Source organism: Aliidiomarina shirensis (genome assembly GCF_003987345.1).
Classification (GTDB): domain Bacteria; phylum Pseudomonadota; class Gammaproteobacteria; order Enterobacterales; family Alteromonadaceae; genus Aliidiomarina; species Aliidiomarina shirensis.
In genome coordinates, this window is the sequence record NZ_PIPP01000003.1 from 351925 (window position 1) to 366189 (window position 14265).

Annotated in this window: 8 protein-coding genes; 2 read left to right on the forward strand and 6 right to left on the reverse strand. The window is 47.1% G+C overall.

Annotated features, from left to right (window positions below):
• Positions 1–621 carry a hypothetical protein gene (locus CWE13_RS08995; protein WP_126807904.1) on the reverse strand — a complete coding sequence of 207 codons (621 nt, stop codon included), beginning with the start codon at positions 619–621 and terminating at the stop codon, positions 1–3.
• 146 nt (positions 622–767) lie between these two features.
• On the opposite strand from CWE13_RS08995, the gene CWE13_RS09000 reads away from it, so the two are divergent.
• Entirely contained in the window at positions 768–3344 is a 2577-nt protein-coding gene (locus CWE13_RS09000) for a penicillin-binding protein 1A (protein ID WP_126807999.1), read from the forward strand.
• A 122-nt stretch (positions 3345–3466) separates the two neighbouring features.
• Here CWE13_RS09000 and metL read toward each other — a convergent pair whose 3' ends face one another.
• Complete coding sequence (gene metL, locus CWE13_RS09005) at positions 3467–5911, reverse strand: bifunctional aspartate kinase/homoserine dehydrogenase II (protein ID WP_126807906.1); 2445 nt, start codon at positions 5909–5911, stop codon at positions 3467–3469.
• Between the two features lie 172 nt (positions 5912–6083).
• On the opposite strand from metL, the gene metJ reads away from it, so the two are divergent.
• A complete protein-coding gene (gene metJ / locus CWE13_RS09010; RefSeq protein ID WP_198677938.1) occupies positions 6084–6410 on the forward strand; it encodes a met regulon transcriptional regulator MetJ in 327 nt (108 codons plus the stop codon).
• Positions 6411–6431: 21 nt separating this feature from the next.
• On the opposite strand, the gene CWE13_RS09015 is transcribed toward metJ, so the two are convergent.
• The 4 genes from CWE13_RS09015 to CWE13_RS09030 form a co-directional block, all read right to left on the reverse strand.
• Positions 6432–7079: an FkbM family methyltransferase gene (locus CWE13_RS09015; RefSeq protein WP_126807910.1), complete on the reverse strand. Its 648-nt coding sequence runs from the start codon at positions 7077–7079 to the stop codon at positions 6432–6434.
• A 251-nt stretch (positions 7080–7330) separates the two neighbouring features.
• Positions 7331–10042 (reverse strand): TonB-dependent receptor domain-containing protein, encoded by a 2712-nt coding sequence (locus tag CWE13_RS09020; protein ID WP_126807912.1) that lies wholly within the window; start codon positions 10040–10042, stop codon positions 7331–7333.
• A 12-nt stretch (positions 10043–10054) separates the two neighbouring features.
• Positions 10055–12757: a hypothetical protein gene (locus CWE13_RS09025; protein WP_126807914.1), complete on the reverse strand. Its 2703-nt coding sequence runs from the start codon at positions 12755–12757 to the stop codon at positions 10055–10057.
• 316 nt (positions 12758–13073) lie between these two features.
• Entirely contained in the window at positions 13074–14264 is a 1191-nt protein-coding gene (locus tag CWE13_RS09030; protein WP_126807916.1) for an E22 family MetX-like putative esterase, read from the reverse strand.
• Position 14265 lies beyond the last annotated feature (1 nt).

Consider the following 14265-nt stretch of genomic DNA (forward strand, 5'->3'; position numbering starts at 1 on the left):
TCAAACCCCTAATCCAAATAACGCAGCGGCGGTAGCAAGTACTAACTCACGTTGATTTTTTTCAGGATTATCCACGGCGTTCCTAATAAAGAACCTCTCGGCTTCAGCGCGCTTGTCTTGCATTGCCGCAAGCGGTTGCCAACTTCTTACGCTGCGCTTTTGAATATTAAGGCGCGCTAGGTGAGCAAATAATTTGTTAAATTGAGCTTTTGAAAGCAACCAAAGCTTACTGTTCTGCCGATCAAGTTCCACATCCCAAAGCCAATCATCGGAGTTTTGTTGCTGCTTTAATTTCAGTTGGGCGCATGCGATCGCCTCATACTCATCGATTTCGGAAGGTAAAACTAATGGAATAACCTGAAACTGTGCGCTAACTACATAGAATGAAACCCGTTGCAGGCCACCGATTCGATTCGCGAAAGCTTCAAATTCTTCCTCGATCTCGGTTTTGTTTTCTGGCTCTGAGGTACGCATACTTAGGTGAAAAGTAGCGAGCAACTGAGGATTACCACCTTTGCTACTCATGATAACGAATGTGAGGGTTTCATCATCAACATAGATACCGCCAATAAACGCACTTTGCCAAAACCACTTCGCGCGGTGTCCTTTCGTGAAAAACATAGCAACAGCCTCCGTGCCATTGTTAAAAGCGAATTATTAAGAATGAATTGTTAAGATTGATATAAGTGAATGTGTATTGGTTAAATTTAGCCCATAATAAGCGTATAATGTGGGTGTTTTACCTAGGTGATGGCGGAAATTCTGTGATTCGATTTTTGAAGTACTCCCTGCTCGCAATTGTGGCGCTCATGTTTATCGGTGCTGCCACAGTGGCAGGACTTTATTACTATGTGAAAGATGATCTCCCAAGCGTGGATACACTGAAAGATGTGCGTTTTTTAACGCCCATGCAAGTGTATACAGCCGATGGCAAATTGATGTCGCAATTCGGTGAGCAACGGCGCATTCCCCTCACTCTTGATGAAATTCCGCAATCGATGATCGATGCTATTTTAGCCACTGAAGATTCTCGGTTTTATAGCCACCGGGGTGTCGATCCCATTGGCGTAATGCGGGCGTTTTGGGTAATGGTGAGCACTGGTGAAATGCGCGAAGGGGCGAGCACCATCACAATGCAATTAGCGCGTAATTTCTTTCTTACGCGTGAACGTGTTTGGATGCGGAAGATTAAAGAAGCATTTATTGCGGTTCACATTGAACAACTTCTCACCAAAGATGAAATTCTGGAGCTCTATTTAAATAAGCTCGAACTCGGCCACCGCGCGTTCGGTGTTGGAGCTGCAGCACAAGTTTATTATGGCCGCGATATCCATCAACTTAACCTTTCTGAAATCGCTACGCTAGCGGGCATGCCGCAAGGCCCGTCGATTCTCAATCCTATTTCAAACCCAGCAGCTTCGGTACAGCGCCGACGCGTAGTTCTGGCGCGAATGCTTGCAGAAAATTATATTACCCGCGAGCAATATGACGTTGCCTACCGTGCACCCGTTAGTGCCCGCTACCATGTTGCTGAATTAGAGCTTAGCGCGCCATACCTTGCGGAAATGGTGCGTCAGGAAATGGTTGATCGCTTTGGAGTGGATGATGCATACAACGGTGGGTACAAGGTTTATACCACGGTAAACTCAGAGCAACAGCTAGCAGCTGAATATGCATTGCGAGAAAATTTACATGCTTACGATGAGCGCCATGGTTACCGCGGTCCCGAAATGCGTTTGTGGGGAATTGACCCAGAAAGCTTATTTAGCGATGAGAATGCGCAACTGCAAAAGCTGCCCGATGAAGACACGCTTGCGATTATGATGCAAAACCGCGGTGAGCCTTGGGCTGAAAGCGATATTATTGAGTATCTCGAACGGCAACCACGATTTGGTAGGTTGCAGCACGCCATTGTTTCCGACGTTCACGAAAAAACGGTTGATGTGATTTTGCGCGGCGGCATGCGGGCCACGCTTGAATGGCATCACATTGATTGGGCTCGGCGCTATATTGATGCGGAAAGACAAGGAAACGCACCGCAATCGGCAGGTGAAATTCTAAACTCTGGCGATCACGTGTTGGTTAGGCCGGTTGATGACGGTTATCACCTAGCGCAAATGCCCGGACCTAGCTCAGCAATAGTGGCGTTAAACCCGAATGATGGTGCTCTGCAGAGTATTGTGGGCGGCTATAGCTTTAATCACAGTCAATTTAATCGCGCTACTCAAGCGAAACGTCAGGTTGGTTCAAGTATTAAGCCCTTTATTTATGCAGCGGCATTAGAGCGCAACTTTACCTTAGCCACTTTGGTGAACGATGCGCCAATCACACAGTGGAATCCAGGTTCAGGCTCTGCTTGGCGGCCACGAAATTCGCCTGAAGTGTATGATGGCCCAATTCGATTACGCGAAGCTTTGGCGCGTTCTAAAAACGTGGTTTCTGTTCGCTTAATTCGTGAACTAGGCGTAAACCAAACCGCCGATTATATGGAGCGTTTTGGTTTTGACCCCGCCGATGTGCAACGAAATGAATCACTCTCTTTAGGCGCAGCATCATTCACACCACTTGAAATGGCGCGCGGGTTTGCTGTGTTTGCCAATGGCGGTTACTTAGTAACGCCCTATTTCATAGATCGTATTGAAGATTCCGATGGTAATATTGTGTTCCAAAGCGAACCTAGTTACGCCTGTGCTCGTTGTGCAGCCGAAGCTGTAGGCGTAGAGTTCACTGATGATGACCACGCGAACGAAGCTATTCTTTCTGAATGGAATCAAGCACCGCGGGTTATTTCTGAGCAGGTAGCGTATTTAATAACCGAAGCCTTACAATCGGCTGTTTGGGGTGGTGGTAGCTGGGCAAATCAAACGGGCTGGAACGGCACAGCATGGCGTGCTCAAGCTTTACGCAACCGAAACCTTGCCGGGAAAACCGGTACCACTAACGATGTTAAAGATACATGGTTTGTGGGTTACACCCGCGATATTGTTGCCGCAACTTGGGTTGGCTTTGATAACCTTGAGTTTGCACTCGGCCGGTCATCATTGAATAGTAATCTTGGCCGCCAGCGCCAGCCGATTGTAGCCTCTGAGGCCGGCGCAACTACCGCATTGCCAGGTTGGGTAACCTATATGGAAACCGCACTTTCGCAACTTGAAGAGAGGCCTTTTGAGTTACCACCAAACATGGTGTCGGTACGCATTGATCAACCTTCTGGGCGTCTTACAAACCGAACCGATCACACGAGTATGTTTGAGTATTTCATTCGCGGCACGGAACCGAAGGAGTTTGCAAACCCTGAACGGCGCCCGCAAGAAGTATTCGAAGATGATGATGGCTTGTTTTAACGTTTAATTGTTAAGCACAAAAACATAACGTTCAATACAAACAACAAGGCCGAGCTTAGAAGTAAAAGCTCGGCCTTGTTGTTTGTAGAAGCGATATAAATCCGATTTAAACCGCTTCCACACTAATGAGGTTGCACACCTATGCGCGCTAAGAGCTGGTGCAAATCCGATTGCACACCGCCGGCGGTAACTTTACGCCCAGCACCCGGACCACTAATCACGAGCGGCATATCGTGATACCAATCACTGTAAATCACGAAAATATTCTCCCCCGGTATGAGGTTCGTGAGCATATCTTCCACTGAGATATTCTCGATGCCTACGCGCGCATGGCTACGGCCATCAGCTACCGAGAAACTCGCCATTAACCGGGGTACTTTACGTTCTTTCTGAGCACTATCCCATAGCGCCTGCATCGGAGCATCCAGCTCGGTTAGGCGCTGCATGAATTCCGCAAGCGGTAGTTCTCTCAACGCTTCCGGAACCAACCCATTTATATCAATGTCATCCCAATCCAACTGCGCCCCAATTTCTCGCGCCACAATGAGCAGCTTACGAACAATATCGTGACACGATAAATCTTCGCGTGGGTCAGGTTCAGTGAAGCCTTCTGCTTTTGCCTGTAACACCAGATCACTGAACTTTACCTTGCCATCGAAATTCTCGAACAACCAGCTCATGGTGCCCGAGAAGATACCGGAAATGCTGCGAATTCTATCGCCGGAGCGAATTAAATCGTTCAGCGCATAATTTAGCGGTAAACCCGCGCCAACAGTAGTGTTATAGAGCCATTCACGTTTGTATTCATGCTGGATAGTACGAATCTCACGATACAACGATTCCTCAGCGGAACCGGCGCGCTTATTAGCGCTGATAATGTGCATGCCGTTGGCGAAGAAGCTTGGATAAAGTTGAGCAATCGACCCGGCGTCGGTTAAATCCATCAGAATTAACTCATCGCAAGGTGCGTTTGGCAACTCCCGTAACAGTTCAGTAAGCACATAAGGGCGCGCCAAGCGTTCAAAGTTATCTTGCCAATCTTGCAAATCAACGCCGCTGTAATCGAGCCAGAGCCGGCGCGAATTGGCAATGCCAAGAATGCGAACATCAACATTTTCATTCATTCTATCGCTTTGCTGGCGATACAGTTCTATCCATTCACTACCGATATTTCCGCGGCCAATAACCAATACACCAACACTCCGGCGGAAATTAAATAACTGACTATGTAAACGATTTAGCAATCGGTTATCGAGCTTTTGCCCCAAAATCGCTACTGCAGAGGTTTTGTTTTCAGAAATAGAGAACCGGCGCAGCTCTTGCTCACCAACTTCACGGCGTAGCACCGAAAACTGTTTCGTTTCCTGAATCCGCGCACCAACAAGTGCAATCATACTGTAGCCACTTACTTCGTGAACATGGTGCTCAGCATCGCTTATTGCTATCCAATTACGAATATAATCTAAGTGATTCTGGTGAAATGCGTAGAAGCGCTCGCTACCAGCCTCTTCATCCCAGCTCACCAACGGCTGCAATTGATTACTCTCAAAACGAGCAATTAAACCGCGATGTTCGAGGCCAATACTAAACAGCACTACATCTTGTAGTGATGTAAGCACCTTGCCTTGCGCCTCGGTGAAATCATATTGCCCTATGCGGGTTTGTTGGTTCTCCACCTTTAAGCTTGAGCGAACGCTAATCACCATACGATCGCGATTTACCGGCTGGAATGTGCGCGGATGCAATACTGGGCTACCTAAACGCGCCAACTCTTCTGCCTCGCTCCAATCAAGCGAAGGCAAGCTCACCACGCGCTCAACTTTACGCGGATCCGCAGAATAAACCCCGGCCACATCTTTCCAAATCGTGGTTTGCCGGCTATCGATCAAACTGGCAATTAGGGTTGCTGAGTAATCGGAACCATTTCGGCCAAGCAACAAGGTACGCCCGGTGCCTGATTCACTACAGATAAAACCGGTAACAATAAAACGAGTACCCGGATAAGGGCCTAGCCGCGAAAGTAACTGGCTGCGCGAGGTTTCTGTATCGATAACAGGCTCTGCGGCATCCGTAGCTTCTAAGAATGTGCGTGCATCAATGTAATCGGCGCGTGTGCCTTGTTTCTGTAAAAGGGCGGCTAATAAACGCGAACTCCATAATTCACCATAGGCGCATAGCTCGGCGCGCTCAATACTCTCGGCACCTATTAGCCATTGCTGCCAACGGGCAAAATCGGCTTCCGATTGCGCCATTACTTGGTTAAGCAACCGGCCCGATAAAAGTTCTTCGATTAAACCCTGCTGGAAGCGCTGTAACGAGCTTAATAGAGTAGCCGCATACTCCGGTTGCGATTCCCGAACGTCTGCTATGGCTATGATTCGGTTGGTGGTATCGCCTGCAGCAGAAACCACTACCAAATCGCTCACACCCGCGTGCTCTGTAACGATACGTGCTACACGTCGATAGCAATATGCATCGGCTAGGCTACTGCCCCCGAATTTATGCACATGGATTTCATCAGCTATTGCGCGAACACGTTCGGGTGTGGGGTTTTCAGGTTTATTCATGCTAACAGCCTACTAGCCTTGTATTTTATAAGTAATGATAAGCATCATAACGAAACTTCATTACAATTAGAAGTTTAGATGGCCAAATGCTTCAAAAAAGGGCATAATATAGAACATATCAATATAATAACGTTTTTTCGGCGGCTTGAAACCGCATTTACCGGAGGTTTTCATTATGGAATGGGATGGCGAGTATATTTACCCGTATGCGGAGCATGGCAAGAAAAGCACTCAGGTAAAAAAAATTACCGTATCGATTCCGGTAAATGTTTTAAAAGTACTCACCGATGAAAGAACTCGCCGGCAAGTTGCGAACTTACGCCATGCTACGAATAGTGAGTTACTTTGTGAAGCCTTCCTGCACGCATTTACCGGCCAGCCGCTTCCAGACGATGAAGATTTACGCAAAGATAACCCACATAAAATGCCAAAAGCGGTGCGCGAATATCTGGATGCGCACAACATTCCATATTCCGAAGATGATTTAATTGAAGATTAAAGCCCCTGATCGTTGCGGGGGCTAGCGCCAATCTAAAGTGATTTGCGTGGCGCCCTCTTTCTCTAAACGCTCCCGCAATGCCGCTGTTGGCTCGCGCAACGATTTCACTCGGCGATCATGCACTTCCACAAACCCTGCTACGATTTGTTGATGCAAACCTTTATCAAGTAAATCATTAATAATCTCAATTTCAGCGCCCTCAACATCCATTTTCAGTAATTTTACAGGTCGATTTAGCTCCTGCAGAAACTCGCTTAATACAATGCCTTCAACTTCGAAGAAATCATTTTGATTAACGTTGGATTTTGCTGATATTAACGAAGAGCTCACTGAATAGAGCAGGGGATCGCGCTTAGCATGGCGATGTGAATACAACTTAAACGAGCCCGGTTTCACCGTGCTGGCCGCTTGAAATAATTTTACATTCGGAAAATCAGCAACACGTTCTTGCAAGGCTGCAAACGCTACTGGATTCGGCTCAAAAGCGTACACTGTTGCGCCACTGCGCGCCATAATCTCAGTATAGATGCCAACATTAGCTCCGCAATCCACGGCGATATCATCCGGGGTAAGGGCTGCGGCTGCGGCCTCGAATGCTTCCGTTTGTGCCTTATAACGCGCTTTTCGGCGAGCGCTATCTAAGTTCTTCAACCATGTAAAAATACCCACTCATTTATCCTTTTGTTTTAGAACATCGCCGAGTATGCAACACAACCAACATTAGTGTAAACCGAGTATAGAATCGGCGCATCCGAGTTTGTATATATTTTGTTACAAGTCATGATTGGGGCAAATGCTGGATAAGTGTGGTGGTTTTATGAAGGTAAACGCTTTTGGATAACGTGCGCCTACACATTCGATAACCGCCAATGCTGGCTCATTTATCGAATGCTAGGCACACGTATGCTAAAACCAAAAACTTAGAACCGCAGCGTTGCACTTAGGCTAGCGGACGTGCCCCGCTCGCGCATTTGTACAATTTGTCCTTGCTGCAATATTTCCGTTTTTTCATCAAGCAAGTTCTTCAACCCTAACTTCAGTGCCAACCCTTCGCGAGGGTAATAACTGTAGGTCAAATCTAGCGAGTGAAAAGGCTGTTCGAATGCGTCATCTTTCCCATCAACACCCGCAAACGAGATGCGAGGGCCGAATACGTTGTAAGAAAGCGTAGCCGAATGCCGTTCATTTGGCGCATCGTAACCGAGCTGACTATTCACAACATACCGCGAGTGGCCACTCAACCGACGGCTAAGGTTCGTGATATTTGATTCACCTAAACGCTGAATTGAAATATCCGAATCGCTCAACGTAACGTTACCGGCGATAAAGAAATCGTTAGCCCAACTAGGGATGAAATCAAGCTCCGCAAAAGTGCGAACAAATTCAAACTCTACGCCGTAAACATTCCCTTTTTCAGCGTTCCGGAAACTTACTTGCAAGTTACCATCTGAACCTTTGATTTCTACCGTTTCGATAGGTTGATCGATATCTTTATAGAACGCACCTACACTCAAACTGCTTCCTGATTCCAAATACCATTCCCACCGTGTATCAAGGTTGGTGATTTTTGAAGGCGCAAGGTCTTTAAAGCCTACCACCAGAAAATCAGTAATCGGATCGATAAACAATACCGGCGTTACTTCTCGAATATCTGGCCGCACCACACTTTCACTAATGCCAAAGCGTAACTGCATATCCGGGTGGAACAACCAAGTTGCCGCCAACGATGGATACCAATCTTTATCCACCAATGGGTAATCTTCCACGTTCCCTTCCACTTCACCGTTAGATGGATCCAGTGGAATTGAGATTTGTCGGAATGATTCGTAGCGAGCACCAAAGTTGAAACGCCAGGTGTAATCGTAAAGCGCATCAATCGCAAAGTAGCCGGCATCTAAAGTTTGCGCAGCAACATAATCATCAGCCTGAGCAGTAACATCGGAAATCCGGAAGCGGTTTCCGGCATCGCTAATGTTCGCATCTGAAAATATCTCTGAGAAACTTTGCTGCAGCTCTTCATTGCTGAAGCCTCGGCTATCGAGCTTAAAGCGATCGTTTTCCGCCGTACGTTGCCGTTGTTGCCATGCGTAACCACTTTGCAGCTCAAGCTCCCATTTCGCCAAACTTAACGGCAATTTGAAATCCGTAGTGCCGTATTCCATGTTGTCGCGCATATCACCGAACTGAATCAACGCTGCGTTATCACTGCGTCGCATTGTCAGCGCCGTTTGATTGCCATCGCTATCCATGTTGCGAATATAACGATAATCCACCTGCCCTGGGGCATAACGGCGCGCTTTTGAATCAGTGTATTGCCACTTTACGCCTAAATCTGCAAGAAACTCGAAGCGATGTTCACCACGAATTTGATTACTCACTAAACTACGTTCTTCATATTTAATTGAGTAATCAACGTTCTCACGGTTCAATTCATTGATAGTTTCAATGGTATCCCCGGTTTTGATTTTCACTTCATCTTGGGTATCTAATAAATACAAACTTGTCGTTTGCAAACGATGATTGCCATCGTATTCAACACCAAAATTCAGAATCCCTGAAACTTGAACGTTATCGCTGGTTGCTTGAATATCATCATACTGCACCAATGGTGTTAACTCATTGCCACTGGTGATCGAGTAATAGCGTTCTTGTTCATTGCTGTTCGACCGGCTGCGATCATAGCTTGCGCTCGCAACCATACCCACAACCCACTTATCCGTGAGTTCTAAACGATCACCAAAAGTAACACTGGCATCCATGTCCGGCTTAGATGAATCGGCGGTAATATCGTAGTTACGGTTTAACGCTAAACCTAACCCACGGTTAATTTCTTCCGCGCGGGCCAAGTTGGTTGGTGTTACACCGCCTAAGGCTTGGGCAATTGGAATTGGTTCCAAGGAACCATAAGTATCCAACGCATCTTGCAGCGTGCTCGACATCGAACGCGTGCCATCGTCGCGACCACGCCAATCATCACCGCCGCCAGCGTAACTCAAACCATCTTCATCGTGCATGGTGCTATAGCCGGTACCTACCGAAACTTCGAATACCCGCTCTCGCGGAATACTCAAGGTTCGGATATCTACACCGCCACCACCAAAGGTAGCGGGTTGATCAGGCGATAAACTTTTTTGTACCACCAAACGCTCGAGAATACCGGTAGGAAACATATCCAACGGCACAACATTTCTTGTTGGATCAGGGCTTGGCACCATGGCACCGTTGAGTAAAGTACTTGAATAACGCTCACCCAAACCACGAACGTAAATAAACTTGTTATCCACAAGGGTTAGGCCAGTGATTCGGCGCAAGGCAGCACCCACGTCAGAATCACCAATACGGCTAATCATTTCGGCATCTAGAAAATCAGCAACCTGAGCGTTATCTCGGCGTTCTGCTGCGGTTAACGCAGCAGAACTTAACAAACGTCCACTTACTTGAATCCGTTCAATACGCGCAGTGCCTTGCAGATTTTGATTACCAATAATGTCGTCTGCTTCAGCTGCCTCGGCAACTTCCGCGGCCTCGGTAACTTCAGGAGTTTCAGTGTCTGCAATGGCCGTTATCATTGAAGCACTAAGGGCGAAAAGAACCGCTGTTGCCAGCGGTTTCATTACCATAGATTTCTTCATAATCAGCAAGCCTTATTGGAAGTTCTGCAAGCTGTAAACCCAGCCACGTGTCCAATCAAAATCGCGGTGAACTGCACCAACAAAAGGTACATCCATGAAGAACGAAGCATCTACTTCCGACATTGCTTTCGCTTCGGTTGCATCAATGGTGTAGTAGCCATCAATCACATCCAGCATGCTAGCAGCAACACTATTCCCCTCTTGTGCAAGGAACCACTGTTCAGTAGTTGTGGTGGCACTGACGCTGCCTTTAAACGGTTCTGGGCAGGCAATGACAGAGTGGGTCATTACTGTTGTGCCATTCGCCGCTAACTGCTCCGATTCCGCAGAGTTGAATTCTAAACACTCACCCATACCTTCTGGGCCTGTGATTAAGAAGTTGTGCAACTGCGATGCTGCACCGGCACGAATCAACACACCTTCCGAATCTTTATCGGCAGAAGTGTAATCGTTACCAATAATGGTCATGTTCGCTACGATAGGGTTGGTAAGTGGTGATGCACTGAAGTTACCTGATTGGTTATCACCTTCAATACCGCGGTTCGCTTCACCACTGTGTGCTGCCAACATGAATTGAATGCGGCCTGTCCAGCCATCGGCGTAATCAAGTGAATCATCGCCAGAGCCAGTTACCACTACAAAGCGTGCATCTACGTTGCCACCGAAGAACTCAATACCATCATCCAGGTTTTCGTGAACTTGAATGAATTCAACTTGAGTACGTTTGCCAATACCACCAAAGGTAATGCCATTTAACTCATTGTCCGGTAATACTTCATAGCCAGCATAACGCACTTGTACAAACTTGAGTTTGCCCGAGTTATCTTCAGGGTCAGCACCGCCATAAGGGCCGGCATCGCCTTCAGCTTCAATTGAACAAGCCTCGAGGTTGTTCGCATCACACTTATTACTTGGTGCATTACCAAGTAATACCATGCCGCCCCATTGTGCTTTCTCACCTGCACTACCAATTGCATTTTGCAGTGAAGTAAACACGATAGGTGCATTCGGGCGGCCTTCCGCCATAATTTTAGAGCCGCGTGCAACTACTAAGAAATCCGCACCTGATTGGCCGAATAATTTAACGCCCGGCGCTATATAAAGCGTGGCGCTATCAGCATTATCGTTACCAATGCGAACTAAACCATCTAGCACATAATCAGCGCCTACAGGAAGGTAGAGATCTTCAGTAATAGTACCGGTTAGTTGGCAGTTCATTTTATCCGTTACTGAAGTCACTTCTACCGTGTTTTCTGGGCAGTAGGTTAATTGAGCAGTAGCATCGTTATGCAAACCGTACGTCCAACCAATCGTCCAATCGTTTTCACCATCGAAGGCACCAATGTAATCAACTTCATCGAACCAAGGGTCGATATCATTGGCAACGTTGCGGCCAGCACCCAGTGCTGGTGAAACCGCTGAAGGCATATAACCACCAAGCAGTGGGTCAACTAACATATTGCCTTCTTGGGCCAAGAACCATTCTTCCGCATTAAAAGTTACGTTGCCACCAGCATCGGTAGAGTTCCGGAAAGGTTCAGAGCACGAGATGATAGAGTGTTCGAAACGCAAATCGCCACTTGTAGCATTATCTACCGTTTCTTGGTCGTTTAGCTCGAAACACTCTCCCATATCTGGATCGCCAGTTACGATAAAGTTATAAAGTTCTGCACTCGTACCGCGACGTAACAAAATACCTTCTGCGTCGTCATCCGCATCGTAGCTATTGCCAAGAATCGTCATGTTGGCAATAACCGGGCGGCTCATCGGCGTTGCACTAAAATTAGAAGAGCTATTATCCGCTTCAATACCGCGGTTGGCTTTTTGATTGGTTGGGCTGTGTTGCACTAGAACGTGCTGCAAACGGCCGTTCCAGCCAGCGTCCCAATCAAGCGAGTCATCTTGGTTGCCCGTAAGTACGATATACTTGGCATCTGCGGTACCGCCGAAAAACTCGATACCATCATCTAGGTTGTTGTGCACTTGAATGTACTCAAGCGTAGTACCACTACCCACGCCACCGAAAGTGATGCCATTTAATTCGTTATCTGGTAGCACTTCGTAACCTGCATAACGTACTTGCAAGTAGCGTAATGTTCCGCTGTTATCATCAGATATTTCGCCACCGTATGGGCCGGCATCGCCTTCTGCTTCAATAGAACAGTTTTCGAGGTTCGCTTGATCACAACCATTCACAGGTGCTTGGCCAAGTAGCACTAGGCCACCCCATTCACCCACTGAAGAATGGTCCGATAAACCCAACATGTTCTGTAGCGAGGTCATTACGATAGGTGCATCTGCTTGACCGTTCGCTTCAAGTTGCGAACCGCGGCGCACCACTAGGAAATCTGCGCCAGATTTGCCGAATAAATATGTGCCTGGCTCAATGGTTAAGGTTGCCGAATCAGCTTTATCGTTACCTACTGCAACGCGGCCATCAAGCGCCCAAAGGATATCATTCGTTAACGTGCGATCTTCGGTAAAGGTTCCCGTAATTTCACACACTGGTAGCTCGTAGCCACTTAACGATTCACCTTCAGATGCCCACTCTGGGCAATCGCCTGTTGGCGGAGGTGTTCCGCCACCACCATTACCACCACCACCATTGGTTGGTGGCGCAGTTTCAGAAATATTGATGTTGATATCACCACCACAACCACTGAGAACAACAGCGGCTGCTAGGGCACTTAGCTGGAAGAAACGATTCAAACGCATTGTAGAGCTCCGAATTAGTGTGCAACGAGAATTAACTGCGACACTATGAACGCTCTTTATGAAGTTAGTCTTACTAGAAAATGACAAATTGAAGACAAAAAATAAGCCGAGGGCAATTTGCGCTCGGCTTATTCTCTAAAAGGGGGTGCACACATCCATGTGTGCGAAACTACCAGACACTTGTCGATTTGTTGATACGCAATTTAACACAAGGCCGAATGGTGAGAAACCAAGCAATTGTTACAAAATGTTAATAGCCTCACCAATGAAATTGATCCGTAGTTCATGCCCATTAATTATTCATAACGTCTTCAAGCTATTTTAAGAACTCCCGAATGCGGTCAGCCTGCTGGCTAATACTCACCACCCCGTCTAAGTGCCCCCATGGCCCATCAATTTCAGCATAGCTACTTTCCTTACCTTGCTCTGTTAGTAAATCATGAGCGCGTTTAGCCATGTACGGCTGCAATAACAAATCATTTGTCGCCGGCAGAAATAGTGATTTTGCTGTGATATTGGCTAGGCCTTCGGCGAGTGAATCTTCGAAGCCCGCCATAAACAATTGATTAGCTCGCACTAAGTACAAAATATGATTTGCATCGGCATAAGTTGCCCGCAAATTTGCTGCTGCTTGCAGTTGATCAACGATCGCGAAGTTAGCACGGATATCATTTAACGGGGCTTCTTCACGCGCAGAACTCGCTGCATACATTTGATTCACAATTTGTGGGTGTAGCGAGCCTAAAGTAATCATTCGAAGGGCTTGCACTACACCGGCTTTCGGAGCCTCCGAATCATAATAATCACCATCATTCCAATTCGGATCGTTAATTATTGGGTTTGCCCAGTGCTGCAGGTTCGCAATAGTCCAAGGATCTGCTTCCGCCATGCCAATCACGGAAATCATGCGCTCAACGCGATTCGGATATGCAGCCGCCCAATCAAGCGCTTGCAACGATCCCATGGAGGCGCCCACCACAGCATGTAGCTTCTCAATGCCGAGTGAATCGATTACTAAACGCTGAACGTTTACAAAGTCTCGGATGGTTACTACAGGAAAATCCAAACCGTACTCTTTGCCCGTTTCTGGATTGATACTAGCCGGCCCTGTAGTCGTTACGCTCGGGTTGAAAGGTTCTTGATTAACTAGTGTATCAACACTAATAACATAAAATTTATTGGTATCAATCGCCTTACCCGGGCCAATAATGGCATCCCAGTAACCGGCTTGTGCATCGTCATGGCTGTATTTGCCAGCAGCATGGCTATTCCCGGAAAAGAAATGTGTAATCAAAATAGCATTATCTTTCTCAGCGTTGAGTTCGCCATACGCTTCCCAACCTACTTTCACTTCAGGAATAGTTTCCCCACCATAGGTTTGAAAGTTCTCTGTGCTGAACACCTGTTTCTCAACTAACGGTAATTCGGCTGCATTAGCGAATCCAAGCTGGCTCACTGCAACAACAGCTGCAACGATCAACCATTTCTGTAATTTTGCGCTAACCATG